At 72.2% G+C, this 25,593-nt stretch carries 17 protein-coding genes and 1 pseudogene; 9 read left to right on the top strand and 9 right to left on the bottom strand.

Features of this window, described 5'->3' with window-relative positions; translation table 11 throughout:
- Positions 1–32: 32 nt before the first annotated feature.
- Positions 33–2,237 (bottom strand): ATP-dependent DNA helicase, encoded by a 2,205-nt coding sequence (locus AC5PYY_RS09575; protein ID WP_493896590.1) that lies wholly within the window; start codon positions 2,235–2,237, stop codon positions 33–35.
- Between the two features lie 139 nt (positions 2,238–2,376).
- Positions 2,377–3,228, bottom strand: a complete 852-nt coding sequence (gene fdhD / locus AC5PYY_RS09570) for a formate dehydrogenase accessory sulfurtransferase FdhD (protein WP_493896589.1) — start codon at positions 3,226–3,228, stop codon at positions 2,377–2,379.
- A gap of 53 nt (positions 3,229–3,281) precedes the next feature.
- Between fdhD and AC5PYY_RS09565 the strand changes: the two are divergent.
- Positions 3,282–3,557, top strand: a pseudogene (locus tag AC5PYY_RS09565) (mycothiol transferase); the annotation flags it as partial.
- A gap of 155 nt (positions 3,558–3,712) precedes the next feature.
- On the opposite strand, the gene AC5PYY_RS09560 reads toward AC5PYY_RS09565, so the two are convergent.
- Positions 3,713–6,391: an MGH1-like glycoside hydrolase domain-containing protein gene (locus AC5PYY_RS09560; protein ID WP_493896588.1), complete on the bottom strand. Its 2,679-nt coding sequence runs from the start codon at positions 6,389–6,391 to the stop codon at positions 3,713–3,715.
- An 83-nt stretch (positions 6,392–6,474) separates the two neighbouring features.
- Here AC5PYY_RS09560 and AC5PYY_RS09555 point away from each other — a divergent pair, with 83 nt between their 5' ends.
- Together AC5PYY_RS09555 and AC5PYY_RS09550 are read left to right on the top strand one after the other, a co-directional pair.
- Positions 6,475–7,164: an SDR family NAD(P)-dependent oxidoreductase gene (locus tag AC5PYY_RS09555; protein ID WP_493896587.1), complete on the top strand. Its 690-nt coding sequence runs from the start codon at positions 6,475–6,477 to the stop codon at positions 7,162–7,164.
- Positions 7,165–7,191: 27 nt separating this feature from the next.
- Positions 7,192–7,773: a histidine phosphatase family protein gene (locus tag AC5PYY_RS09550; RefSeq protein ID WP_493896586.1), complete on the top strand. Its 582-nt coding sequence runs from the start codon at positions 7,192–7,194 to the stop codon at positions 7,771–7,773.
- Positions 7,774–7,835: 62 nt separating this feature from the next.
- On the opposite strand, the gene hflX is transcribed toward AC5PYY_RS09550, so the two are convergent.
- On the bottom strand, positions 7,836–9,392 hold the full coding sequence (hflX, locus tag AC5PYY_RS09545; protein WP_493896585.1) for a GTPase HflX: 1,557 nt from the start codon (positions 9,390–9,392) through the stop codon (positions 7,836–7,838).
- 136 nt (positions 9,393–9,528) lie between these two features.
- Here hflX and AC5PYY_RS09540 point away from each other — a divergent pair, with 136 nt between their 5' ends.
- A complete protein-coding gene (locus AC5PYY_RS09540) occupies positions 9,529–10,185 on the top strand; it encodes a class I SAM-dependent methyltransferase (protein ID WP_493896584.1) in 657 nt (218 codons plus the stop codon).
- Here AC5PYY_RS09540 and AC5PYY_RS09535 read toward each other — a convergent pair whose 3' ends face one another.
- Positions 10,186–11,391 carry a cation:proton antiporter gene (locus AC5PYY_RS09535; RefSeq protein ID WP_493896583.1) on the bottom strand — a complete coding sequence of 402 codons (1,206 nt, stop codon included), beginning with the start codon at positions 11,389–11,391 and terminating at the stop codon, positions 10,186–10,188.
- 10 nt (positions 11,392–11,401) lie between these two features.
- Entirely contained in the window at positions 11,402–12,355 is a 954-nt protein-coding gene (gene miaA, locus AC5PYY_RS09530; protein WP_493896582.1) for a tRNA (adenosine(37)-N6)-dimethylallyltransferase MiaA, read from the bottom strand.
- 74 nt (positions 12,356–12,429) lie between these two features.
- Here miaA and AC5PYY_RS09525 point away from each other — a divergent pair, with 74 nt between their 5' ends.
- The 4 genes from AC5PYY_RS09525 to AC5PYY_RS09510 all read left to right on the top strand — a co-directional run bounded on the left by AC5PYY_RS09525 (position 12,430) and on the right by AC5PYY_RS09510 (position 17,280).
- Positions 12,430–12,771: a DUF4282 domain-containing protein gene (locus AC5PYY_RS09525; RefSeq protein ID WP_493896581.1), complete on the top strand. Its 342-nt coding sequence runs from the start codon at positions 12,430–12,432 to the stop codon at positions 12,769–12,771.
- 53 nt (positions 12,772–12,824) lie between these two features.
- Positions 12,825–13,664 carry a pyruvate, water dikinase regulatory protein gene (locus AC5PYY_RS09520; protein WP_493896580.1) on the top strand — a complete coding sequence of 280 codons (840 nt, stop codon included), beginning with the start codon at positions 12,825–12,827 and terminating at the stop codon, positions 13,662–13,664.
- Positions 13,665–13,743: 79 nt separating this feature from the next.
- Positions 13,744–16,437, top strand: a complete 2,694-nt coding sequence (ppdK, locus tag AC5PYY_RS09515) for a pyruvate, phosphate dikinase (protein WP_493896579.1) — start codon at positions 13,744–13,746, stop codon at positions 16,435–16,437.
- A 66-nt stretch (positions 16,438–16,503) separates the two neighbouring features.
- On the top strand, positions 16,504–17,280 hold the full coding sequence (locus AC5PYY_RS09510; RefSeq protein ID WP_493896578.1) for a (2Fe-2S)-binding protein: 777 nt from the start codon (positions 16,504–16,506) through the stop codon (positions 17,278–17,280).
- 64 nt (positions 17,281–17,344) lie between these two features.
- Here AC5PYY_RS09510 and AC5PYY_RS09505 read toward each other — a convergent pair whose 3' ends face one another.
- Entirely contained in the window at positions 17,345–18,559 is a 1,215-nt protein-coding gene (locus AC5PYY_RS09505; RefSeq protein WP_493896577.1) for an amidohydrolase, read from the bottom strand.
- A 341-nt stretch (positions 18,560–18,900) separates the two neighbouring features.
- Here AC5PYY_RS09505 and AC5PYY_RS09500 point away from each other — a divergent pair, with 341 nt between their 5' ends.
- Entirely contained in the window at positions 18,901–19,149 is a 249-nt protein-coding gene (locus AC5PYY_RS09500; RefSeq protein ID WP_010148753.1) for a WhiB family transcriptional regulator, read from the top strand.
- 12 nt (positions 19,150–19,161) lie between these two features.
- Here AC5PYY_RS09500 and AC5PYY_RS09495 read toward each other — a convergent pair whose 3' ends face one another.
- Positions 19,162–20,658, bottom strand: a complete 1,497-nt coding sequence (locus tag AC5PYY_RS09495) for a sensor histidine kinase (RefSeq protein WP_493896576.1) — start codon at positions 20,656–20,658, stop codon at positions 19,162–19,164.
- Between the two features lie 20 nt (positions 20,659–20,678).
- Entirely contained in the window at positions 20,679–25,496 is a 4,818-nt protein-coding gene (locus AC5PYY_RS09490) for an NAD-glutamate dehydrogenase (protein ID WP_493896575.1), read from the bottom strand.
- Positions 25,497–25,593: the final 97 nt, after the last annotated feature.

Genomic DNA, 25,593 nt, shown 5'->3' with positions numbered 1-25,593 from the left:
GGTGGCGCGGGCTGTCCAGCCTGCCACGCGCCTCATGCCGGCAGCTCCAGGCCGAGCTGCCCCAGGCGCGCGGTGACCAGGTCGGGCGCCAGGTCGAGATGCTCGGCGAGCTGGACGAGGTCGATCCCCGACTGCACGCCGTCGCGCAGCTCATCGTCCTGCTCATCGGTCCAGGCGTGGCCACCGGTCACCGCGGTGCGCGGCGACCGGGCGACCGGCACGGGCTCACCCGTCGTCGGCAGCGGCGCGCCACCGATCCCGCGCGCCCCGGGGTGGGCGACGGGCAACGGGTCCGGCGCGGTCTCGTCGAGACGCCGCAGCGCACCGAGCACGAGGTCACGGTCCGAGGTCGGCCAGAAGGGCGGCAGCGAGCGCTGCAGGAAGCCGGCGTAGCGCGCCGACATCATCCGCGAGTCCAGGAAGGCGACGACGCCCCGGTCGTCGCCGCGCCGGATGAGCCGGCCCGCCCCCTGCGCCAGCCGCAGCGCGGCGTGCGTGGCGGACACGGCCATGAAGCCGTTGCCGCCCATCCGCCCGATGGCCTCGGTGCGGGCGGAGGTGAGCGGGTCGTCCGGCCGCGGGAAGGGGATCCGGTCGATGATGACCAGCTGGCACGCGGACCCGGGCACGTCGACGCCCTGCCACAGCGAGAGTGTGCCGAACAGGCAGGTCGTCGCGTCGGAGGCGAACTCACGCACCAGCGTCGGCATCTGGTCCTCCCCCTGGCAGCGCACCGTGATGCCGGTGTCGGCGAGCCGCGCCCGCATCTCCTCCGCCGCCGCCTCGGCAGCCCGCCGGGAGCTGAAGAGCCCGAGGGTCCGGCCCCCGGCTGCCCGCACCAGCTCCTCGATCTCGTCGAAGACGACCGTGCCCGCGCCGTCCCGGCCGGGAGGCGGGAGCTGCGCTGCGACATACGCGATCGCCTGCTGCGGGTAGTCGAACGGGCTGCCGACGTCGAGCCCCTCCCAGGCGGGGGACCCTGCGCCACGCAGTCCGAGGGTCCCCGCGACGGCGTCGAAGGTGCCGCCGAGCTCGAGGGTGGCCGAGGTGAGCACCACGGTGCGCTCGTCGAAGATCTTGTCGCGCACGAGCATCGCCACGCTCATGGGCGCCACCCGCAGCACGCTGCCGCGCCGCTGCTCGTGCGTGATCCAGACGACGTCGAGCTCGTCCTCCTTGAGCACCCGCTCGCTGGTGTCGAAGACGTCCTGCACGGCGGCGATAGCCACCTGGGTGCCGCCGTCGGGCTCGGCGCCCTTGTCCGGCTTGATCTCCGACAGCGTGGCGCGGGCGGCGTCACGGACCAGCTGCAAGGTGCTCACGAGGCGCTCGGGCAGCGAGGTGACCTTGCCCTCGGGCAGCGCCTCGAGCGTCTCGGTGAGCAGGTCGGTCGTCTCGGCCAGGCGCTGCGCCTCCTCGCCCTTGCCGGCTCGGCGGGCGGCGACCGACACGGTGCTCCCGGTCAGCTCATCGGTGATCGTCGAGGTCACCCGGTCGGTGAGCTCGTGTGCCTCGTCGATGACGAGCAGGTCGTGCTCGGGCAGCATGAAGCGGCCCTCGAAGGCGTCGATGGCCATGAAGCTGTGGTTGGTGACGATGACGTCCACCTCGGTCGCGGCCGCACGAGAGCGCTCGACGTAGCAGTCGCCGACGACCGGGCAGCGGCTGCCCAGGCACTCGTGCGACGTGACGGAGACCTGGCGCCAGGCCCGGTTGCTCACGCCCGGCACGAGCTCGTCCCGGTCGCCGGACTCGGTGATCTCGGCCCACGCGCGCAGCCGGGTGACCTCGTCGCCCAGCCGCGAGCGCTCCCGGTCGACCTGCCCCATCGCGAGCAGCGCGTCTTCGTCCTCGTCGGGGAAGCCGCCGACGAGCTTGTGCTCGCAGAGGTAGTTGGACCGCCCCTTGACCAGCGCGAACGTGGGGCGGCGGCCGAGCAGCGGCGCCAGCGCGTCGGCGATCCGCGGCAGGTCGCGGTCGACGATCTGCGCCTGCAGGGCCAGGGTGGCGGTGGCGATGACGGCCGGCTTGCCGGTGCGCACCGCGTGCGCGATCGCGGGCACGAGATAGGCGAGGGACTTGCCGGTGCCGGTGCCGGCCTGGACCAGCAGGTGCTCCTCCCGCTCCACCGCGCGCTCGACGGCCCGGGCCATCTGCGCCTGGCCGGGGCGGTCGACCCCGCCCACTCCCCCGACAGCGGCGGCCAGCAGGTCGTCGAGAGCGGCATCGGCGGGCATGGACCTCAGGGTATGCCGTGTCGCCCGCGTCCGCCGACGCCGTCCACAACCACCGACCAGCAGCCTCGCCTGCTCACTCCGAGAGCCCCGTGTGTCCGCTCCAGCAGCCTCGCCTGCTCGCTCCGGCAGCCTCGTCTGCTCAGGCAGAGCCCGACTGGATCCGGTCGCCGCCGGTGTAGACGTTGAGGCTCTCCCCCCGGTTGAAGCCGACCAGGGTCAGGCCGACCTGCTCGGCCAGCTCCACCGCCAGCGACGACGGGGCCGACACGGCCGAGAGCACCGGGATCCCTGCGAGCGCCGCCTTCTGCACGAGCTCGAAGGACGCTCGACCGGACACCTGCAGCACGGAGCCGTGCAGCGGCATACCCCGTTCCCGCAGCGCCCAGCCGACGACCTTGTCCACCGCGTTGTGCCGCCCGACGTCCTCGCGCAGGCACTCCAGCACCAGGCCCTCCCCGGTGTCGCCCGGCACGAAGAGCCCAGCCGCGTGGACGCCGCCGGTCCGGTCGAAGAGCGCCTGCGCAGCGCGCAACCGGTCGGGCAGCGCCAACACCTCTGCCAGCAGGTATGCCGTTCGGTCGGCCCGCAGGTCGTGCGCGCCGGACCGGCGCACCGCGTCGATCGAGGCGGTGCCGCACACCCCGCACGAGGACGAGGTGTAGACGTACCGCTGCAGCGAGGGGTCCGGCGGCGCGACGCCCTCGGCCAGCCGGACGTCGAGGACGTTGTAGTCGCGCATCCCGTCGGCGCCGATGCCGGAGCGGTAGTCGATCTGGGCGACGTCGGCCCAGGAGCTGACGATCCCTTCGCCGTGCAGGAAGCCGACCGCGAGGTCGAAGTCGTCGCCCGGAGTCCGCATGGTGACCGAGAAGGACCGGCCGTTCACCCGGATCTCCAGCGGCTCCTCCCCCGCGAGCACGTCGGCCCGTTCGCGCACCGACCCGTCGGCCCGGAGCCGGGTGACCCGCGCGCGCTGGGTGACTCTCGCCATACCGGGCACGCTATCCCGGCATCACCCCGATCTCGACCACGGCTTCTGCTGCCATGGCGCGCAAGGGCGTGGTCGAATTCCGCGGTCAGCCGCTCGCGCCGACCGCTAGGTTCGGACCCATGGACGACGGCAAGCAGACCCTGCACCGCTACCTGCAGGTCGGGCGGGACGCGGTGCTCTGGAAGGTCGAGGGGCTGAGCGAGCACGACGCGCGGCGCCCGCTGACCTCCACCGGCACCAGCATGCTCGGGATCGTCACCCACCTGGCCTGGGTCGATGTCGGCTACTTCGGCGCGTGCTTCGACCGCCCCTTCCCCGAGCCCGACTCCCGGGGTTGGGGCCTTATCTCATCGACATCCCCGTGGCCCCCAGGCCGATCGCGGACACCTGCAGACCCTGCCCCAGCGTTCGTGTGTGCATGGACCCCACGCTAGGAGGGGCGGAGCGCGGTCAGGAAGTCCCTGTCAGTGCCCCTCTGGCCCCCCTACCGGTTCGGTATGCCGTCCGGCGCGCAGATGAAGTGCGCCACCAGCGCGGTCCAGCCGGTCTGGTGCGACGCGCCCAGCCCGGTCCCGTCGTCGCCGTGGAAGTACTCGCTGAAGGTGGGGTGGACATCCCACAGCGGCCCCGACGGATGGTGCCTGGGCGTGCTCGGCCGCCGCCCGTCGGGCCCCGTGCGGAAGAGCGAGATCAGCCGCTCCTCGACCTCGTGCGCCACCTCGGGCATCCCCAGCAGCCGTCCCGAGCCGGTGGGATACTCCACCTGCACCCCGGCCCCGGCACCCCGGCCGTAGATCCGCAGCGCGTCCAGCAGCAGCGCGTTGACCGGCAGCCAGATCGGCCCCCGCCAGTTGGAGTTGCCGCCGAACATCCCCGAGTCGGACTCGCCGGGGATGTAGCGCAGCGACAGGTGGGCACCGTCGACGGTGACCTGCACGCCGTCCCGGTGCGCCGCCGAGAGCGACCGGATCCCGTGCGGTGCAAGGAACTCCCCCTCGTCGAGCAGCGGCCGCAGCAGCGCCTGCCACTGGTCGCGGGAGATGAGGGAGAGGGTGCGCAGGGCATACCCCTGGTGGTTGGTGTGGATGAGGGCGTCGGCGAGCTCGGGGCGCCGCTCGGTCCACCCCTGGAAGAAGTCGGTGAGGTCCGGCAGCTCGGTCGCCACCCAGTCCGGCACGATCGAGATGCCGGTGAGCGGGAGCAGCCCGACCATCGACCGCACTGGCATCCGGTGCGCGGTGCCGTCGTCAGCGACGAGCACGTCGTGGAAGAACTCGTCCTCGGCGTCCCACAGCGAGGTGTGGTGCGTCCCGAAGTCGTCCAGCGCCTCGGCGATCGCGAGGAAGTGGACGAGGAACTTGGTGGACACCTCGTCCCACGCGTCGTCCTCGCGCGCCAACTCGGCCGACATCCGCAGCATCTTGAGGCAGAACATCCCCATCCAGGCCGTGGCGTCGGCCTGCTCCAGCCGCTGCCCGCCCGGCAGCGCCTCGCTGCGGTCGAACAGCCCGACGTTGTCCATGCCGAGGAAGCCGCCCTCGAAGACGTTGGAGCCCTCGGAGTCCTTGCGGTTCACCCACCACGGGAAGTTGAGCAGCATCTTGAGCACGATCCGCTGCAGAAAGTCGCGGTCGCGCCCGCCGTCGATGCTGTAGACCTGCCACGCGGCCCAGGGGTGCACGGGCGGGTTCACGTCGGCAAAGTTCCACTCGTAGGCCGCCAGCTGACCGTTGGGGTGCATCACCCACTCGCGGCACATGAGCAGCAGCTGCCACTTGGCGAAGAACGGGTCGACGTGGGCGAGGGCGACGCAGTGGAAGGCGAGGTCCCAGGTGGCGAACCAGGGGTACTCCCACTCGTCGGGCATCGAGATGACCTCGGCGAGGTTGACGTGCCGCCAGCGGGTGTTGCGGCCCAACTGTCGGGTATGCCGCTGCGGTGGGGGCGGCGGTTGCGCCGGGTCTCCCTCGATCCAGCGCCGCAGGTCGTAGAGGTAGAGCTGCTTGCACCACTGCAGCCCCGCGAACGCTCTGCGCGCGATCAGGGTGTCTTCCTCGCTCGTGCCGGCGGGGATCACCGCGGCGTAGAACGCGTCGCACTCCCGGCGGCGAGCGGCGAGGACGTCCTCGAATCCCGCTGCGGGAGAAGGCTCCCCGTCCAGATCGGTCAGCCGCAGCCGGACCGTCACGCTCGCACCCGGCGCGACCTGCTCGAAAGCCCACCACAGGGCCGCCTTGGTGCCCTCCTGGTCCGGGTTGGCGGCGTCGGCCTGCCCGTGGACGACGGCCCGGTTGATCGCGTCCTTGGGGTAGGCCGTCGTCCCCTCCCGGACGGCGCCCTCGCCGTAGAGCGCGGCGACGTTGGTCTCGTTGTCGCAGAAGAGAAGTCGGGCCTGCGCACCCTCGGCGCCCGGGCCCGCCGACCCCGAGAGCCGCACCCGACCCAGCTCGTGGTGCTCGCCGACGATCGCGACGTCATACCCCTCGCGCGGGTCGCCGGCCCACAGCCGCGGACGACGTTCGTCGAGCCCCCAGCTCCACGTGTTGCGGAACCACAGCTGCGGGACCAGGTGCAGCGCAGCGGGATCCGGCCCGTGGTTGGTCGCCGTGATCTCGACGCACAGGTCGCTGGGGCTGGCCTTGGCGTGCGTGACCTGGACGTCGAAGAAGCGGTCCCCGTCGAGCACCCCGGTGTCCGCGAGCTCGTACTCCTCGTCCCCGACACCGCGCTCGCCGTTGACCCGCAGCAGCTCCTCGTAGGGGAAGGCCGCCTGGGGGTAGCGGTAGAGCCAGGAGGCGTACGAGTGCGTGGGGGTGCCCTCGAGGGCCCACCAGTACTCCTTCACGTCCTCTCCGTGGTTGCCCTGAGGGTTGGTCAGCCCGAAGAGCCGCTCCTTGAGCCGGTCGTCGCGACCGTTCCAGACCGCGAGCCCGAGGTTGAGGTAGCCGTCCAGGTCGCAGAGGCCGGCCAGACCGTCCTCGCCCCAGCGGTAGGCGCGCAGGTGGGCGTGGTCGAAGGGGAAGGAGGCCCAGGCGTTGCCGTCTGCGGAGTAGTCCTCCCGGACCGTCCCCCACTGTCGGGCGGAGACGTAGGGCCCCCAGTGGCGCCAGGCGGCGCGCGAGTCGTCGGAGTCGGCGAGGCGCTCGTGCTCTGCGGTGGTCACGGCGGTCAGGGTGTCACACCGCCGGTGCCCACCGCGTCGCCCTCCGGCAGGACGCCGTCGCTCGCGGCGTCTAGCGTAGCGGTATGCCGCACCGAGAGCTGTCCGACCAGCGCGTCGCCGTCGTGGGTGCCAGTGGCGCCCTCGGGTCGCGCATCGCCCGTCGCCTCGCCGAGCAGGGGGTGAGGCTGGTGCTCGTCGGGCGGGACGAGCAGCGGCTGCGTGACCTGGGCCTGGAGGCTCCGGTCGTCGTGGGCGACCTCGGTGACGCGACGACCGGCGACCGGCTCGCCGAGACCGCCCGCACCGAGTTCGGCGGGCTCGACGGCCTCATCAACGCGGCCGGGATCGCCGCGTTCGGGCCACTGAGCGAGACCCCGGACGAGGTGATCGAGGAGGTCTTCACGACCAACGTCGTCGGCCCCGCCTTCCTGCTGCGTCGGGTCCTGCCGCTGCTGACCGAGGCCGAGGGCTTCGTGGTCCAGCTGAGCGCCGTCCTCGCTGAGCGGCCGATGCCCGGCATGGGCGCCTACTCGGCGAGCAAGGCCGCCCTGACGGCGCTCGACGCCGCCCTGCGCACGGAGCTGCGCCGCGCCCGGGTGAGCGTCCTGGACGTCCGGCCGCCGCATACCGAGACCGGCCTCGCCGACCGCCCGGTCCACGGCGACGCCCCGCGCCTGCCGACCGGGCTGGACCCCGACGACGTCGCGGCCCGGATCGTGACCGCGATCGCCGACGGGGAGTCCGAGCTCGCGTCGGACTCCTTCGGCGACTGAGGCGCGGGTCGGCCCGAGGATGGCTCGGTGAGCGACCTGCAGTGCCCCGCCCGGATCGTGCTGCTCCGGCACGGCGAGGCGACCTACGAGGCCGAGGTCACGACCGGCTCGGGCGGCACGCTGACGCACCAGGGTCGTCAGCAGGCCCGGGCCGCGGCCGACCGACTGGCCCACGAGCGGGTCGCCCACGGCTACGCCTCCATGCTCGCCCGCGCCGTGCAGACGGCGGAAGTGATCGCCGCGCGGTTGGGCGTCGACGCGACCGCTCGTGAGGGGCTCCAGGAGTTCGACCCGGGGATTCACCGTGGGAGCCGGCACGACTCGGGCTGGGCCGGACCCACCATGCGGGCCTGGGCCAGGGGCGACCTGGACGCCTCGTGGGAGGGCGGCGAGAGCGCCCGGCAGATCGCCAGCCGGGTCGGTGCGGTGCTCGACGACCTCGCCGACCAGCACCGCGGCGAGACTGTCGTCGTGGTGAGCCACGGCGGGGCGCTGCTGGCCACCCTCGCGACCTGGGGCCGGCCCGACCTCGCCACCGACCTCGAGCCCTGCGCCGGGGTGATCCTGGAGCGCGACGGCGACGGCTGGCGGCATACCGGACCCGCCTGACCGCAGAATTCGACCACCGGTCCTCGCACCATGGCACGACAACCGGTGGTCGAATGTGTCGGTCAGACGGCGTAGGCACCCAGCTGGCCGTGCAGGTCGGGGTTGACCTTGGCCTCCAGCCGGGTGCCGGCGCCGGTGTGCTCCTCGCGCAGGATCTCCGCCTCGTCGTGCAGCCGCGCGACGAGATCACCCCGGTCGTAGGGCAGCAGCACGTCCACGAGGATCTCCGGCCGCGGGAGCGCGTCCTCGACCGTCTCCAGCAGTTCCTGGACGCCCTCGCCGGTCTTCGCCGAGCAGATGACGACGCGCGGGTAGGCCGCGCGCAGCCGGTCCAGCACCTCGGCGTCGGCGAGGTCGGCCTTGTTGACCGCGATGACCTCAGGCAGCTTCAGCGCCACGCCGTCGTCGATCTCCGCCAGCACCGCGTGCACCGCGTCCACCTGTCCCTCGGGATCGGGGTGCGACCCGTCGACGACGTGGAGCAGCACGTCGGCCTCGGCCGCCTCCTCGAGCGTGGAGCGGAAGGCCTCGACCAGCTGGTGCGGGAGCCGCTTCACGAAGCCGACCGTGTCGGAGAGGGTATAGGTGCGCCCCTCCTCGCTCTCGGTGCGCCGCACCGTCGGGTCGAGGGTGGCGAAGAGCTGGTTCTGCACGAGCACGCCGGCGCCGGTCAGCCGGTTGAGCAGCGAGGACTTGCCGGCATTGGTGTAGCCGACGATCGCCACGCTCGGCACCCGCTGGTCCCGGCGGGACGAGCGCTTGGTGTCGCGCATGGTCTTCATGCCGGCGATCTCGCGACGCAGCCGGGCGATGCGGGTGTTGATCCGCCGGCGGTCCAGCTCGATCTTGGTCTCACCGGGGCCGCGCGAGCCGATGCCCTCACCGCCGGCAACCCGGCCACCGGCCTGGCGAGACATCGACTCGCCCCAGCCGCGCAGCCGTGGCAGGAGGTACTGCAGCTGGGCCAGCTCGACCTGGGCGCGACCCTCCTTGCTCTTGGCGTGCTGGGCGAAGATGTCAAGGATGAGCGCGGTCCGGTCGATGACCTTGACCTTGACGATGTCCTCCAGGGCGCGACGCTGCGACGGGCCCAGCTCGTTGTCGCAGACAACGGTGTCGGCGCCCTCCGCGGCCACGATCTCGCGCAGCTCGGCGGCCTTGCCCGACCCCAGGTAGGTCGCCGGGTCCGGCTTCTGGCGGCGCTGGATCACGCCGTCGAGCACCGTGGATCCAGCGGTCTCGGCGAGCGCGGCCAGCTCGCGCAGGGAGTTCTCGGCGTCCTCGAGCGTCGTCTGGCCGTTGTCCTCCCAGACCGAGGCGAGCACGACGCGCTCCAGCCGCAGCTGGCGGTACTCGACCTCGGTGACGTCCTCGAGCTCGGTGGACAGACCCGCCACGCGGCGCAGCGCCGCGCGCTCCTCGCGGTCCAGCTGGTCGCCGTCGCGCGTGCGCTCGGGTGCCCCCTCGCGGGCGTCCTGGTCGCCCTCGCCCCAGGAGCCCCAGTCGGACTCGCGCAGGTCGATGGCGTCGTCGTCGATGAGCGACGCGGCGCGGCGGTCGAGCACGCGCCCGCCGTCGGTGCCGGTCGGGTCCGGGGTGTGTGAGCGTGGTGCAGCCATGGTCTCCTTCGGGTTCGGCACGAGGTATGCCGTGCGCTGGCTCTCGCCAGCCTCTCACCACCTCAACGCCTGGGGCCACCGGTTTCATGCCCGGCGGACGCCGCCGGGAGGAGATCCAGGTGCGAGACTAAAGGCGATGAGCGAGCACCCCCCGGCCCCCGACCCGACGCCACCGGCCGATCACTACTTCTCGGCCCAGCCGGCGTCGGCGGACACGCTGCGGCCGATGAGCGTGCGCCTCGCCGGCCGGTCGGTCGAGGTCACGACGGCGGCCGGGATCTTCTCCCCCGACGGCATCGACAAGGGCACGAGGATCCTGCTGCAGCAGACGCCTCCCCCGCCGCCGCGCGGCACCTTCCTGGATCTCGGGTGCGGCTGGGGCCCGCTGGCGCTCACCCAGGCCCTGGAGTCCCCGGCGGCCACGGTCTATGCCGTCGACGCCAACGAGCGCGCCCTCGACCTCACCCGCCGCAACGCCGAGCAGCTCGGCTGCACCGGTGTCCGGGTCAGCCGCCCCGACGACGTCCCCGCCGACACGCGCTTCGACCTCATCTGGTCCAACCCCCCGATCCGGGTCGGCAAGGCCGCGCTGCACGAGCTCCTGCTGACGTGGCTGCCACGCCTCGCGGACCATGGTGAGGCGGCGGCATACCTCGTCGCGTCCAAGAACCTCGGCGCCGACTCGTTGCAGCGCTGGCTCGGGGAGACCCTGCCCGGGCACATGGGGCCGGTCCGGGTGACCCGCGAGGCCAGCAGCAAGGGCTTCCGGGTGCTGCGGATCACCCGCGCCTGATCAGGCCCGCGGAGGCCGCGCCAGGAACGGGAAGATGAGCACCGTGAGCGCGCCGGCGGCGACGAGGACGCCGGCGATGTCCTCGGGCATGAGCTCGCGCGAGACCCCCAGCTCGGTGACGGCGACGATGATCGGCAGCCCGGTCGCGGCATAGAGCGCGAGCCGGCGCCGGTCGCCGGGGTCGGTGAGCCCGGACCCGGTGCGGGAGACGCGTTCGCGCAGCCACACCACCCCACCGCGCAGGACCAGGATCATGACGATGAACGACAGCAGCAGGACCGGAGCCTGCGCCACCGAGGCCACGTCGACGTTCATGCCCGAGGTGACGAAGAAGACCGGGATGAAGAACCCGTAGGCGGTGGCCTCCAGCCGTTCCTCGAGCGCGTGGAAGCCCTCCGGGCGCACCGCCCGCAGGATGAATCCCGCGGCGAAGGCACCGAGCACCACGTCGAGCTCGAAGACGCTCGCCGCGGCCATGAGCGTCAGCAGCAGCCAGAAGATGACCCGCATCGCGGTCTGCGCGGTCGTGTCGACGCCCTCGACCAGTGCCGCCCGGATGCCGGGGACCCGCATGACGAGTCGTCGCGGCACCACCGCGACGGCGACGGCGAGCGCGAAGAAGGCGAGCAGCACGCCCGCCGACACCCAGGTGCTGCGGGTGGAGAGCAGCAAGGCCATGGCCATGATCGGCATGAGCTCCCCCACGGCCCCGTGGGTGAGCACGGCCGTGCCCAGCGGCGTCTCCAGCTGGCCCCGCTCCTTGAGGATCGGCAGCAGCGCTCCCAGCGCGGTCGAGGTCACCGCGATGGCGAGCACCGCCGCCGCAGAGAAGGTGGCGTCCGGGATGAACGCCCACGCCACCGCGAGCGCGAGCCCCAGGCAGAGCAGCCAGGTGAGGATCGCCTGGCGGCCCTGGCGGGCACGCAGCGTCGCCGGGTCGATCTCGGTGCCGGCGAGCAGGAAGAGCAGGCCCAGCCCGAGCTCGCGGACCAGCTCGACCCCGGCGCCGACCTCGGCGACCGCGAGCACGCTGGGGCCGATGAGGCACCCCAGGACGAGCAGCACGACGACGTCCGGTACCAGACCTCGGGTGGCCCGCACGACCACGGGCGAGACGACGAGCGCGCTCGCGATCCAGAAGAGCCAGAGCAGAGCTGCGTCCAGCTCCTCGGAGGAGGCGGCGCGGATCAGCGAGGCGAGGTCCACGCCCCCAGTCTCACCCGCGCGCGTCCGCGCCGTCGCCACGTGGGCCGGCGGCCACGGCCGCCAGCGCCTGCTCCAGCAGGTCGGGCGCGTCGTGCTCGAGCCACCGGATGCGCGGGTCAGGCCCGAACCACGACTGCTGCCTGCGGGCCAGGCGCCGCGTCGCCGCGGCCGTGTCCTCCACCGCTTCGCGCTCGCTCAGCTCGCCGTCCAGCTGGCGCAGCGCCTGCGCATACCCCACGGCGCGGGAGGCGGTGCGCCCCTCGCGCATCCCGAGCGCCTCCAGCCCTCGCACCTCGTCGAGCAGTCCCTGCTCCCACATCCGCGCCGCGCGCCGGTCGATCCTGGCGTCCAGGACCTCCCGGTCGGCGCGCAGCCCCAGCAGCACCGTCGGCTCGACCAGGTCGCGGGTGGGCAGGGTCGCGCTGAACGGGCGACCGGTCAACTCGATCACCTCCAGGGCGCGCACCACGCGGCGCCCGTTGCGCCGCTCGATGCGGTCAGCCGCCACAGGATCGCGCTCGCGCAGCAGGTCGTGCAGCGCCTCGGCACCCACCCGTCCCAGCTCCACCTCCCAGCGGTCCCGCACGGCCGGGTCGGTCGGCGGGATCTCGAGCCGGTCCAGCAGCGCCCGGACGTAGAGCCCGGAGCCGCCCACCACCACCGGCACCCTCCCGCGCGTCCGGATCGCGGCGAGGTCGGCGCGCGCTGCCTGCTGGTATGCCGCCACGCTCGCCTCGTCGCGCACGTCCAGGACATCCAGCTGATGGTGCGGGATCCCTTGTCGCGCAGCGGGACTGAGCTTGGCGGTTCCGATGTCCATACCCCGGTAGAACTGGGAGGCGTCGGCCCCCACCACCTCTCCCGCGAGCGCCTGGGCGAGGCGGACACCCAGCTCGGACTTGCCGGTCGCCGTCGGGCCGACCACCGCGACGACGGGGGCTTCCGGTGGCGTGGGATCAGGCACCCGGGCAGTGTGGCACGCACGAGCCGGGCCCGGGGTCAGCGCTCGCGCGACCCTGACCCACTAGCGTGGTCTCCATGACCACACAGCAGCCCGGAGACCAGAGTGCCCCCCGCCCGAAGCAGGGCGGCCTCATGGCGCTCTTCGACTTCAACTTCGACACCTTCGTCACGCCGAGCATCGTCAAGATCGTCTACGTCATCGCGACCGTGCTCGTGGGCCTGATGACCATCGGCATCGCGATCTCGGGACTCACGACCATGTTTGAGGGCGGCGGGGCGGCCCTGCTCGGCCTCCTGCTCATCATCGCCTCCCCGATCATCGGCCTGGTCTACCTCGCCTTCGTCCGCATGAGCCTGGAGCTCTACTACGCCGTCATCCGGCTCTCCGAGGACGTCCACGGACGCGGACGGCTCTGACGCCTCGCTGAGCGGCCTGCACCGAGCCGGCCGACCGGCATACCCTCAGGTCCATGGCGCGCCCACCGATCGAGGTCCACATCATCGCCGACTCGACCGGCGACACCGCCGCGCGCGTGGCCCGGGCGGCCGCAGCGCAGTATGCCGACCACGACGTCCGCATCATGCGGCACCCACGGCAGTCCAGCCTGGAGGGCCTGGACGACTCGTTCTCCCGCATGCACCCGGACCGAGTGCGTACCGTCGTCTTCTCGACCGTCGTCGACGAGGAGCTGCGGCAGCGGGTGGACCAGCTGTGCACCGAGCGTGGCCTGGCGCACGCCGACCTGCTCGAGCCGGCGGTGACGGCGCTCAGCGCGGTCACCGGGCAGGCCCCGGAGCGGGTGGTGCGCCCCGTGGGGGTGGGGGACGACTACTTCAAGCGGGTCTCCGCGATGGAGTTCGCCATCGCCAACGACGACGGCAACCTGTCCAACCACCTGCGGGAGGCCGACATCGTCCTCATCGGGGTGAGCCGCACCGGGAAGACGCCGCTGTCGATGTACCTCGGCTATCTGGGCTACAAGACCGCCAACGTCCCGCTCGTCCCGGGGATCGACCCGCCGCCGGAGCTGCGGGAGGTGCACCGGTGGAAGATCGTCGGTCTGACCCTCGACCCGGAGCGGCTGCAGCAGATCCGCGGACGTCGGGTGCGCGCGATGGGCAGCGCGGGGGTGCACCGCGACGGCTACACCGAGCTGGTGCGGATCTTCGACGAGCTCGACGAGGTCTCGCGCATCCAGCGCAGCCTCGGATGCCCCGTCATCGACACGACCGACCTGGCCCTGGAGGAGGCCGCGGGGCGGGTCATCGAGCTGGTCCAGAAGCGGTGGGAGGCGGCGCAGGGCAGGTGACCGGGCAGCGGTAGGCTCGAGGCACCATCACCGTGCGGGGCAGCGGCGCCCCGCGAACCACGCGAGGAGCGCAGTCACGATGTCTGTGGAGTCCGCCCGTTATCTGTACGACATGGCCGAGGGCGACGCCTCGATGCGCCCACAGTTGGGGGGCAAAGGGGCGAACCTCGCCGAGATGAAGCGCCTCGGGATCCCCGTCCCGGACGGCTTCACCGTGAGCACCGCGGCCTGCATCGCGACCATGGAGGCGGGCGGTGAGTGGCCCTCGTCGCTGTGGGACGACATCCTGGCCTCGCTGCAGCGGTTGGAGGAGCGCACCGGCCGCACCCTGGGTGGCGACGCCGAGGGGAAGAACCCCCTGCTGCTGTCCGTGCGCTCCGGAGCCGTGGTCTCCATGCCCGGCATGATGGACACCATCCTCAACCTCGGAGTCGGCGACGACACGGTCGACGCCCTGGGCGCCGAGTCCGACAACCCTCGCTTCGCCTGGGACTCCTACCGGCGCTTCCTGCAGATGTACGGCGAGGTGGTCGAGGGCGTCGCACCCCACGCCTACGAGGACGAGCTCACCGCGCTCAAGGCCCGCCGCGGCGTGGAGCAGGACACGGACCTGACCACCGAGGACCTGCAGGAGCTGGTGCGCACCTTCAAGGACGTCTCCCGCCGCGAGCTCGGCCGCGACCTGCCCACCGATCCGCGGGAGCAGCTCAAGCGGGCCGTCGGCGCGGTCTTCGACTCCTGGGACACCCCCCGCGCCCGCGTCTACCGCCGCGCCAACGACATCTCCGACGACCTCGGGACGGCCGTCAACGTGATGCAGATGGTCTTCGGCAACCGCGGCGACACCTCCGCGACCGGCGTGTGCTTCACCCGCAACCCCTCGACCGGCGCCAAGGAGCTCTACGGCGAGTTCCTCGTCAACGCCCAGGGTGAGGACGTCGTCGCCGGCATCCGGACCCCGAAGACGCTCGGCGAGATGGAGGAGGTCCTGCCCGACGCCTACCGTCAGCTGCTGCAGACCATGGCGGACCTCGAGGCCCACTACAAGGACATGCAGGACATCGAGTTCACCGTCGAGGACGGCACGCTCTACCTGCTCCAGACCCGGGACGGCAAGCGCACCGCAGCCGCCGCGCTCAGGGTCGCCCGCGACATGGTCGAGGAGGGTGTCCTCTCCCGCGAGGAGGCGCTGCAGCGCGTCGCCCCGGGCCAGCTGGACCAGTTGCTGCACCCCGCGATCGACCCCGACCACGGCAAGACGCCGGTCGCCAAGGGCCTGCCCGCCTCCCCCGGCGCCGCCGTGGGCGAGGTGGTCTTCGACGCCGACACCGCCGCCGATAATGGAGGGGCCGGCGAGCCGGTGGTCCTCGTGCGCTACGAGACGACGCCGGACGACATCCACGGCGTCATCGTCGCCCAGGGGGTGCTCACCGCCCATGGAGGTATGACGTCACACGCGGCGGTCGTCGCGCGCGGCATGGGCAAGCCGTGCGTCGCGGGAGCGAGCGGCATCCGCATCAACACGGCCGAGCGGACCCTCACCGTCGGCGACACCGTCTTCTCCGAGGGTGACCAGATCACCCTCGACGGCTCCACCGGTGAGGTCTACGCCGGCGCGCTGGATCTGGTCCCGCCGCAGATCAACGAGGACTTCCAGGCGATCGTCGACTGGGCCGACGACGTGCGCCGCCTGGGGGTGCGCGCCAACGCCGACACCGGCGACGACGCCGCCAAGGCGCGCGAGCTGGGCGCCGAGGGCATCGGGTTGTGCCGGACCGAGCACATGTTCATGGCGCCCGACCGGCTCCCCGCCGTGCGCCAGATGATCCTTGCCGAGACCGAGGAGGACCGCGCCGCCGCGTTGGAGCAGATCCTGCCGATGCAGCAGCAGGACTTCGAAGGCATCTTTGCCGCGATGAAGGGCCTGCCGGTCACGGTGCGCCTGCTCGACCCCCCGCTGCACGAGTTCCTCCCCGACCTGGTGGAGCAGTCGTTGCTGGTGCAGCGGCTGGAGCTGACCGGCGGCGACGCCGAGGAGCTCTCGTCCGCCCGTGCGCTGCTCAGCCAGGTCAAGCGGCTGCACGAGCAGAACCCCATGCTCGGCACCCGCGGCTGCCGCCTGGCGATGCTCTACCCCGAGATCCCGGAGATGCAGACCCGGGCCATCATCAGGGCGGCGCTGGCCGTGCGCGAGCGCGAGGGTGAGACGTCGGGCGTGGAGATCATGATCCCGCTGGTGGCCTACGCCTCCGAGCTCAAGGCGCAGCGCGAGGTCGTCGAGCGGACCGTCGCCGGGGAGCTGGAGTCTGCCGGTGAGCGTCTGGACGTCACCGTCGGCACCATGATCGAGCTCCCCCGGGCGGCGATCGTGGCCGACCAGATCGCCGAGCACGCCGACTTCTTCTCCTTCGGCACCAACGACCTCACCCAGACGGGGGTGGGGATCTCGCGGGACGACGCCGAGGGCGGCTTCCTGTCGGCCTACGTCGCCGACGAGGTCATCCCCAGCAATCCGTTCGAGTCGATCGACCGCGACGGCGTCGGGGGGCTGGTCGGCATCGGAGCCGAGCGCGGTCGCAGCACCAAGCCTGACCTCAAGCTGGGTGTCTGCGGCGAGCACGGCGGTGATCCCGCCTCGATCGCGCTCTTCGAGGAGCTGGGCCTGACCTACGTCTCCTGCTCCCCCTACCGCGTCCCCATCGCGCGCTTCGCCGCCGCCCGGGCCGTCCTGGCCCGGCGCGACGCCGCCGCCGAAGGTGGTGCCTCCTCCTGACCGGCAGCCTGGTCTGCACGCTCCGGCAGCCTGGTCTGCACGCCTCCTTGAGGAGCGAGCGCACCCATGACTGACCGGCTGGGCGAGCTCGGCGAGCTGGGTGGCTTCTTCGCCCTGGCCGATCCCGGGGGCACCGACGCGGTCCCCTGGGCCGAGATGCTGTCCGAGGAGCCGCTCAGCCTGCGGCTGGCACAGGTGCGCGCGGCGCTGGCCTCGAGCACCGGACAGGCCACAGACGCCGTCGACCCCAAGGTCGCCATGTCGGCACTGCAGATCGGGCTCGCCTCGCGGCTGTGGTCGGTCGGCGTCGCCAGCGCGATGTTCCACTCCTGGGTGCCGGACCTGGGGTCGGCGAACCTGCTCGGCTCACCGGTCCACCGCGGCACCGTGCCGTTGGCTCTGGCAGACGGGGAGCGCGGGTATGCCGTCCCCGACGTCTCGGGTGCCGCCGCCCGGCTGGTGGAGGTCGTCGTCCGCGGCAGCCTCGCCGATCTCGACGCCGCCTGTGCGCGGGTCGGCCGGGTCTCGCCGCAGGTGCTGCGCAGCAACTCTGCGTCGAGCCTGGTCGGGGCGGCGAGGGTGCTCGCGCGCGCCCGTCCGCGGTCAGGCCCGGCGGCCTGGGAGCTCGCCCGCACCCTCCTGGAGGACCCGGCCCTGCGCACCGGCGGCCGCCGTCGGGCGCGCGCCGAGCTGCCGGACGGGGTCGGGGGCGCCATGGAAGAGCCGCGCGAGGCCTTCATGCGGATCGGCTGCTGCCTGTTCGACCGCATACCCGGACACGGGCTGTGCCCGGACTGCGTGCGGGCCGAGAGACAGCCGCACCTGGTCACTCCGGGACACTGAGAGCAACCATGCGCGACGCCCGGTGGGTCACGTAGCAACCATTCGCGACGCCCGGTGGCGCTGGTCAGCGGGGGCGGACCTGGCCGGAGCGGGTCTGCTCGTCGTAGGCGTAGACCTGCTCACCGTCGATCCAGGTGCGCAGCACGCGCGACTGGACATCGAGCGGGTCGCCGGACCACAGCGCCAGGTCGGCGTCCTTGCCCACGGTGAGCGACCCCACCCGGTCCTCCAGCCCGAGCACGCGCGCCGGGTGGAGCGTCACCGCCCGCAGCGCGGCGTCCCGGTCCATGCCCTCGCGCACGGCGAGTGCGGCCTGGGTGATGAGGAACTCGATGGGCACGACCGGATGGTCGGTGATGATCGACACCTCGACGCCCGCCCGGTCCAGGATGCCCGGCGCCTTGGGGCTGCGGTGCCGCACCTCCACCTTGGAGCGGCTCACGATCATGGGGCCGTAGAGGACCGGGATCTGCTTCTCCGCCACCAGGTCGGCGACGAGGTAGGACTCGGTGCCGTGGTCGAGCACGAGCCGGTAGCCGAACTCGTCGGCCAGCCGGATGGCCGTGGCGATGTCGTCGGCCCGGTGGCAGTGCTGCCGCCACGGGATCTCCCGGTCCAGCACGCGAGCCAGGGCCTCGCTCACGAGGTCGACCTCGACCGGGTCCTCACCCGCGGCGGCGACCTTGCTCTGGTAGGACCGGGCGGCGGCGAAGGCCTTCCGGATCACCAGCGCCACACCCAGGCGGGTCGCCGGGGTCTTCTTCTGCTCGCCGTAGACCCGCTTCGGGTTCTCACCGAGCGCCGCCTTGATGCCGGAGGGGTTGCGCAGCACCATCTCGTCCACGACGCCTCCGTAGGTCTTGAGGGCGACCGCCTGACCGCCGATGGGGTTCGCCGACCCGGGGTTGACGTTGACGGTCGTGATGCCCGCGCCGATCGCGTCGTCGAACCCCTGCTCCCGCGGGTTGATCGCGTCGACCGCCCGCGCCGCAGCCATGACCGGGTCGGTCGTCTCGTTGCCGTCCAGGCCGGCCCAGCCCTCGCCCTCCTCCCAGACGCCGAGGTGGACGTGCGCGTCGACGAGGCCCGGCAGCACCCAGCGGCCGGCGCCGTCGACGACCTCGACGTCGTCCGGCACCTCGACCTCGGCGCGCACCCCCACGGCGGCGATGCGGCCCTCACGCACCAGCACGACGCCGTCGTCGACCGGGTCACCGTCGATCGGGACGACGCGGGCACCGACGACGGCGAACGACGAGGACGGGGTGGGACGCGGCATACCGACTCCTGTGTGTGGGGAGGGTGGGGATCTGGGCTGGACGGACCCGACCACCCTACGCATCACGTCGCGTCACTGTGACTGATGCCTCACCCACTTAGGCGAAGTCCGGCGAGGGACACCCTTGTGCTACGGCGTGTCGCGATGGGAGGATGGGAACACTGCGCTTGGCCGTGGCGTTGGCACAGGCAGTAGACGACGGTGCCGACCTCCCTGTCGGGGCATCTTTCGCAGCAGACGAAGACAACGAGGCTCGTCGCACGACGTGACTTCAGCGTAGCCGTCGGCGGACGAGAACCGAACATCGCCCCCCCGGGGCCGAGACCAAGGAGCAACATCTGATGGACTGGCGCAACCGCGCGGCGTGCCTGGAGGAAGACCCCGAGCTCTTCTTCCCGATCGGCAACACCGGTCCGGCGCTGCAGCAGATCGAGGAGGCCAAGGCCGTCTGCCGCACCTGCCCGGTCATCGACACCTGCCTCAAGTGGGCGCTCGAGACCGGCCAGGACGCCGGCGTCTGGGGCGGCCTCTCCGAGGACGAGCGCCGCGCCCTCAAGCGACGCAAGGCCCGCGCCCGACGCGCGAGCTGACCCCTCCGGCGCCTAGCCGGAACCCGACCCCCGCAGCCGCACGGTGAACCGCACGACGGTCCCGTGCGGCTGCGTCGTCTCCCAGCCGATGCGTCCCCGCAGGTCGGTGATGAGCGCCTCGACGATCTGCGTCCCGAGGCCGGCGCGCCCGGTCTGGGACGGCGAGTAGCCGCGACCGTTGTCGGCCACGGTGACCTGCAGCTGCTCCTGGCCGTGCTGCCGGTCGCGCCGTGCCGTCACGACCAGCCGGGCCGGCTCCTCGGCGGCCTCCCCCTCCTCGAAACCGTGCTCGACGGCGTTGTGCACCAGCTCAGCGAGGATCATCGCCAGGTGCGTGGCGTCCTCGGGGCGCAGCCACCCGAAGGTCCCCTCCAGCGTCGTCCCGACGACGACCTGGGTCGAGGCGACCTCGACCGTCGCCCGCAGGATGCTGCGCGCCACGTCGTCGAAGTCGACCCGCTCGGAGAAGCCCTGGCTCAAGGTGTCGTGCACCAGCGCCACGGTGGCGAGGCGGCGCCCGGCCTCGGCGAGCGCCTCCTGCGCCTTCGGGTCGTCCAGCCGGCGCGACTGCAGTCGGAGCAGGGCGGCCACGGTCTGGAGGTTGTTCTTGACCCGGTGGTGGATCTCCCGGATCGTCGCTTCCTTGCTCAGCAGCTCGCGCTCCCGGCGACGGATCTCACTGACGTCGCGCAGCAGCAGCAGCGCCCCGACGCGGGCTCCGGCCCGGGTCAGCGGCACCGAGCGCAGGGTGAGGTTGATGACACCCGTCTCGATCTCGGTGCCCCAGGGAGCGCGCCCGGTGAGGACGAGCGGCACCGTCTCGTCGACACTGGTGCCGTCGACCAGCCGGTCGGTGACGATCTCGGAGAGGTCGGCACCGTTGACGTGGTCGGTGTGTCCGAGCCGCCGCAGCGCGGACACCGCGTTGGGGCTGGCGTAGTCGATGATCCCGTCCGCCGTGAGCCGCACCACGCCGTCCCCGACCCGTGGCGTCCCGCGACCGACGCCCGTGGCCACGTGGTCCATGGGGAAGGCGCCCTCGGCGATCATGCCGAACAGCTGCTGGCTGATCTGGAGGTAGTTGACCTCCAGTCCCCCCTGCTGGCGCATGTTCTGCAGATCGGTATGCCGCACCAGCACCGCGATCGGGCGGCCGGTCCGCACGACCGGGACGTACTGCTCGCGGACGAACCCCACCTCCTCCGGCGTCACGGCGCGCCCGGTCCGCATCACCTCGGTGAGCCAGCGCTCGCGCTCCGGGCTGGGGGTCTGCCCGATGACGTCGTCGTGGTAGAAGTTCGGCCCGGTCGAGGGTCGCGCGTGCGCCGCGAGGAACCACGACGACACGTGCGGGTCGACGTCGTCGTCGCGCTGCACCGGCAGCCAGAGCGTGAGGTCGGCGAAGGACAGGTCGGCCAGCATCTGCCAGTCGCCGACCAGACGGTGCACCCAGTCCACGTCCGCACCGGACATCGACGAGCGCGACAAGGTCTCCCGCAGAAAAGCCACGCGGACGATTGTCGCAGGGCTCAGTCTGCGGAGCCCTGCCGCACCAGTCCGCGGAGGGTCCGCAGGGCGACCGACAGGGGCGCGAGCCCCGGCTGCTTCATCTCGCTGACGGTCCGCAGCACCTGGCTGGTGCGGACCAGCGCCTCCCTGTTCTCGGTCATCCAGTCGAGGACGCGGCCCAGGGACTCCTCGGCATCGACGTCCTCGGTGCTGTCGGAGGAGTCCGTCCGGTCCACGACCGTGCGGGTGAGGCCGCGCATGACGCCGTAGAGGTCGTCGCGCAGCGCGCCCCGCGCCAGCGAGGACCACCGGTCCTCGCGGGGCAGGTGCGAGACGTGGGTGAGCAGGTCGTCGATCTTGAAGGCCTCCGAGACACCGAAGTAGACCTGCGCGACCTCGGTGACCTCGCGCTCCAGCTCCCGCGCGAGCTCGACGACGTCGAGCAGGGAGTAGCTGTCCAGCAGCGAGGCATACGCCTGCGCCAGCTCGTCCGGTATGCCCCGCTCGGTCGCCCAGGCGACACGCTCGGCCCAGCGCTCGCGCTCCTCGCCCTGCATCAGCGTGCCGAGCTGCGGCACCAGCTCCTGCACCGGCTCCGCGAAGCGCTCGATCTCCTCGTCCATGCCGGTGGACAGCGACCGGTTGGAGAGGAACCACCGGGACGCGCGGTCGAGCAGGCGCCGCACCTCGAGGTAGAGCTCGGTCTGGACATCGGTCGGCACCTGGTTGTCGAGCGCCTCGACCGCGGCGGTGAACTCCCCGAGCCCGAAGACCGAGCGCACCACGTGGAAGGCGCGGGCGATCTGCGCCGGCGTCGCGCCCGTCTCCTCCTCGGCGCGGAAGGCGAAGGACACCCCGCCCCGGTTGACCATGGCGTTGGCGATCTCGTTGACGACGATCTGGCGCCGCAGCGGGTGCTCGAGGATCTGCTCGCGCGCCCGCTCGCGCAGCGGCTCGGGGAAATAGGTGATCAGCGAGTCGAGCAGGGCCGGGTCGTCCGGCAGCTCGGTCTCGATGAGCTCGGCCTTGAGGCCGAGCTTGGCGTAGGCGACGAGGACCGAGAACTCGGGGCTGGTCAGCCCGGTGCCCTCCTCGTCCCGGCGGGCCCACTCGGACTCGTCGGGCAGGAACTCCAGCTCGGGGTCCAGCCCGGCGTGCTCGCCGAGGTACCGGATGAGGCGCTGGTGCACGGTCGCCATGACGCCGCGCTGGTGGCGGCCGTTGCCGATGAGGACGTTCTGGTCGTAGTTGTGCCGCAGCACCTTTTGCGCGACCTCCTCGGTCATCGAGGCCAGCAGCTCGTCGCGGTCCTCCAGCGAGAGCTCCTCGTCCTGGACCAGCGGGGTGAGGGCGATCTTGATGTTGACCTCGTGGTCGGAGGTGTCCACTCCGGCCGAGTTGTCGATCGCGTCGGTGTTGACGTGCACGCCGTGCCGGGCCGCCTCGATCCGCCCACGCTGGGAGAGCCCCAGGTTGCCGCCCTCACCGACGACCCGGACGCGCAGGTCGGCACCGTCGACCCGGATGGGGTCGTTGGCGCGGTCCCCGATCTGCAGGTCCGTCTCGGTGGAGGCCTTGACGTAGGTCCCGATGCCGCCGTTCCAGAGCAGGTCGACCGGCGCCAGCAGGATGGCCCGGAGCAGCTGGTGCGGGGTCATCGACTCGACGTCGTCGTCGAGGCCGAGCCGCTCGCGCACCTGCGGGGTGATCGGGATCGACTTCTGGCTCCGCGGGTAGACCCCGCCGCCCTCGCTGATGAGCGAGGTGTCGTAGTCCGCCCAGCTGGACCGGGGCAGCTCGAAGAGCCGCTGCCGCTCGGCATACGACGTCGCGGCGTCGGGGTCGGGGTCGAGGAAGATGTGCCGGTGGTCGAAGGCACCCACCAGCCGGATGTGCTCGGAGAGCAGCATGCCGTTGCCGAAGACGTCGCCGCTCATGTCACCGACGCCGACGACGGTGAACTCCTCGCTCTGGGTGTCTAGCCCGAGCTCGCGGAAGTGCCGCTTCACCGACTCCCAGGCGCCGCGGGCCGTGATGCCCATGCCCTTGTGGTCGTAGCCGGCCGAGCCGCCCGAGGCGAAGGCGTCGTCCAGCCAGAAGCCGTAGTCGCGGGCCACAGCGTTGGCGATGTCGGAGAAGGTCGCCGTGCCCTTGTCGGCGGCGACGACCAGGTAGGGGTCGTCCTCGTCGTGGCGCACCACCCGCTCCGGCGGGACGATCTCCCCGCCCACCCGGTTGTCGGTCACGTCCAGCATGCCGCTGATGAAGGTGCGGTAGGCGGCGGTGCCCTCCTCCACCCAGGCCTCACGGTCCTGCGCCGGGTCGGGCAGCTGCTTGGGGAAGAAGGCCCCCTTCGACCCGGTGGGGACGATGACGGCGTTCTTGACCATCTGCGCCTTGACCAGGCCCAGCACCTCGGTGCGGAAGTCCTCGCGCCGGTCGCTCCAGCGCAGCCCGCCGCGGGCGACCGAGCCGAAGCGCAGGTGGCTCCCCTCCACGCGCGGGGCGTAGACCCAGATCTCGAAGGCGGGTCGCGGCTCCGGGAGCAGCTCGAGCTTGCGCGGCAGCAGCTTGAGGCTGACCCACGCCTTGGGCTCGCCGTCCTCGTCCCGCTGGTAGAAGTTGGTGCGCAGCGTCGCCTGCACCACCTCGCCCAGGCCGCGCAGGATGCGGTCCTGGTCCAGGCTCGCCACCTCGTCGAGGGAGCGCGCCAGGTCGTCGGCGACGTCGGCCTCCTGCGCGGCACGGGCCTCCTCGTCGTCGCCCGACTCCTCGTCCGGGTCGAAGCGCGCCTGGAAGAGCTCGATGAGCTGCCAGGCGATGCCCGGGTTGGCGACCAGCGCCTCCTCGAGGTAGTCGAGGCTGAAGGTCCCCACCTGGCGCAGGTAGCGCACCAGCGTCCGGAGGATGACCACGCGGCGCCAGTCGAGGCCCGCGGTGAGGACCAGCGAGTTGAGCGAGTCCGACTCGGCGGCGCCGCCCCAGATCGCGGTGAAGGCGTCCTCGAAGGCCGCGGCGACCTCCTCCTCGGTCCGGTGCTCGTCCCCCTCCCACACGGAGGCGTCCCGCGCGCGCAGGCCGAAGTCGTAGATGTGTGCGGTCGAGCCGGCGCTCTGCAGTTCGTAGGGTCGCTGCACCGTCACCTCGAGCCCGAGGTGGGCGAAGACGGGCAGGACGTCGGTCAACGACATCTCCTCGCGACGATAGACCTTGAGCCGGCGCTCCTGCGGCGCGTCACCCTCGGCGCGGTAGACGAGCGGGCGCACCGTCCCCCCGGCCTCCTGCAGCTGCCCGAGGCGCTGCAGGTCGAGGTATGCCGTCCGCCCGTCGAAGTCCTCCTTGTAGGCCTCGGGGAAGGCGTCGGCGTAGCGCGCGACGAGGTCTCCGGCGGCACCCTCGTCGTCGACGTGCTCGGCCACGGCGTCGGTGAGCCCCTCCACCCAGGTCCGGGTCGCCGCGGAGAGCCGCTCCTGCAGCTCCTCCTCGTCGACCTGGGGGACCTGCGTGCCTTGGGGCAGGCGGATGACGAAGTGCAGCTGCGCCAGCGGGCCGTCACCGACGCGGGTGGCGTAGTCGGCGAGCTCGCCGTCGTAGAGCTCTTCGAGCAGGGCCTGGACCCGCTTGCGGTTGGTCGTGTTGTAGCGGTCGCGCGGGAGGTAGACCAGGGCACTGACGAAGCGCCCGAACTCGTCCTGCCGGACGTAGGCCTTGGCCGTCGGGCGCTCGAGCAGCCGGACCACGTCGCCCGCCGTCCGTGCCAGCTGGTCCACCGGCGCCTGGAAGAGCTCGTCGCGCGGATAGGCCTCCAGCACGCTGAGCAGGTCCTTGCCCGAGTGGCTGTCCGCGGCGAAGCCGGACTCCTCCAGCACCTTCTGGACCTTGGCGCCCACGATCGGCAGCCGGGTCGTGGACTCGGCGTAGGCGCTCTGCGTGAACAGTCCGAGGAACCGGTGCTCACCGATGACCGTGCCCTGGTCGTCGAAGCGGCGCACCCCGATGTAGTCGAGCGGGACCGAGCGGTGCACGGTGGCCCGGGTGTTGGCCTTGGTGACCGTGAGCAGCCGGGGCTCCCGAGCGGTCCGGGCGGCCTCGGGGCGCAGCTCGCTCAGGGGCATCTTCTTGTCCGTGGTCGCACGCAGGATGCCCAGGCCGCTGCCCTCGACCGCCTGGAGGGCGGCGCCGTCGTCGCTCTCCACGAGGTCGTAGGCGCGGTAACCCAGGTAGGTGAAGTGGTGGTCGTCGATCCAGGTGAGGAAGTCGACGGTGGGCTTGATGGTCTCCTGGTCGACCGTCCGGGGAGGACCGATCTCCAGCTCGGCGATGATCGCGCGGGCGCGCTGGCGCATCTTGCCCCAGTCCTCGAAGGCCCGGCGGACATCGGCGAGCACCCGCTCCAGTCCCGCCAGCAAGGCGTCGCGGTCCTCCTGCTCGGGCACCCGGTCGATCTCGACGTGGATCCACGACTCGACGCGCTGACCCGCACCGGCGTCCTGCGGGGCCGCGTCCACGACCTCGCCGGTGGACGTGTCGACCACGAGCTGGGGGTGCAGCAGCTGGTGGACGCCCAGACCGTGCCGGGACACCTCGCCGAGCACGGAGTCGACGAGGAAGGGCATGTCGTCGGTGACCACCTGGACGACCGTCTGCCGACTGGTCCAGCCCTGGTCGTCGACGGTGGGGTTGACGACCTGCACGGCCGCCTCGCCGGAGGGACGGGCCGCCGAGAGGTCGGCGACCGAGCGCGAGATCGCCGTGCGCTGGTCAGGATCGCGACCGCTCAACTCGGCCGGAGCCAGGTGCTGGTAGAAGCGGTCGTTCAGCGTGTCGGTGGACGACATGACGGACATGCACTCCTCGGGTCGATCCGGCGCGGGCGCACCACGGCGTGCGCCACGAGCCAGCGTACCCGCCTGGGGACGACGCGGACGGGCGGAC

Source organism: Serinicoccus sp. JS2-9, from assembly GCF_059025165.1.
The sequence above is the reverse complement of the archived record's forward strand: the minus strand, read 5'-3'. Positions and strand labels throughout refer to the sequence as shown.

Coding starts and splice junctions, on each gene's coding strand:
- AC5PYY_RS09575 (WP_493896590.1), bottom strand. CDS start 2,237: ATGCCCGCCGATGCCGCTCTCGACGACCTGCTGGCCGCCGCTGTCGGG.
- fdhD (WP_493896589.1), bottom strand. CDS start 3,228: ATGGCGAGAGTCACCCAGCGCGCGCGGGTCACCCGGCTCCGGGCCGAC.
- AC5PYY_RS09555 (WP_493896587.1), top strand. CDS start 6,475: ATGCCGCACCGAGAGCTGTCCGACCAGCGCGTCGCCGTCGTGGGTGCC.
- hflX (WP_493896585.1), bottom strand. CDS start 9,392: ATGGCTGCACCACGCTCACACACCCCGGACCCGACCGGCACCGACGGC.
- AC5PYY_RS09540 (WP_493896584.1), top strand. CDS start 9,529: ATGAGCGAGCACCCCCCGGCCCCCGACCCGACGCCACCGGCCGATCAC.
- AC5PYY_RS09525 (WP_493896581.1), top strand. CDS start 12,430: ATGACCACACAGCAGCCCGGAGACCAGAGTGCCCCCCGCCCGAAGCAG.
- AC5PYY_RS09520 (WP_493896580.1), top strand. CDS start 12,825: ATGGCGCGCCCACCGATCGAGGTCCACATCATCGCCGACTCGACCGGC.
- ppdK (WP_493896579.1), top strand. CDS start 13,744: ATGTCTGTGGAGTCCGCCCGTTATCTGTACGACATGGCCGAGGGCGAC.
- AC5PYY_RS09510 (WP_493896578.1), top strand. CDS start 16,504: ATGACTGACCGGCTGGGCGAGCTCGGCGAGCTGGGTGGCTTCTTCGCC.
- AC5PYY_RS09505 (WP_493896577.1), bottom strand. CDS start 18,559: ATGCCGCGTCCCACCCCGTCCTCGTCGTTCGCCGTCGTCGGTGCCCGC.
- AC5PYY_RS09500 (WP_010148753.1), top strand. CDS start 18,901: ATGGACTGGCGCAACCGCGCGGCGTGCCTGGAGGAAGACCCCGAGCTC.
- AC5PYY_RS09490 (WP_493896575.1), bottom strand. CDS start 25,496: ATGTCGTCCACCGACACGCTGAACGACCGCTTCTACCAGCACCTGGCT.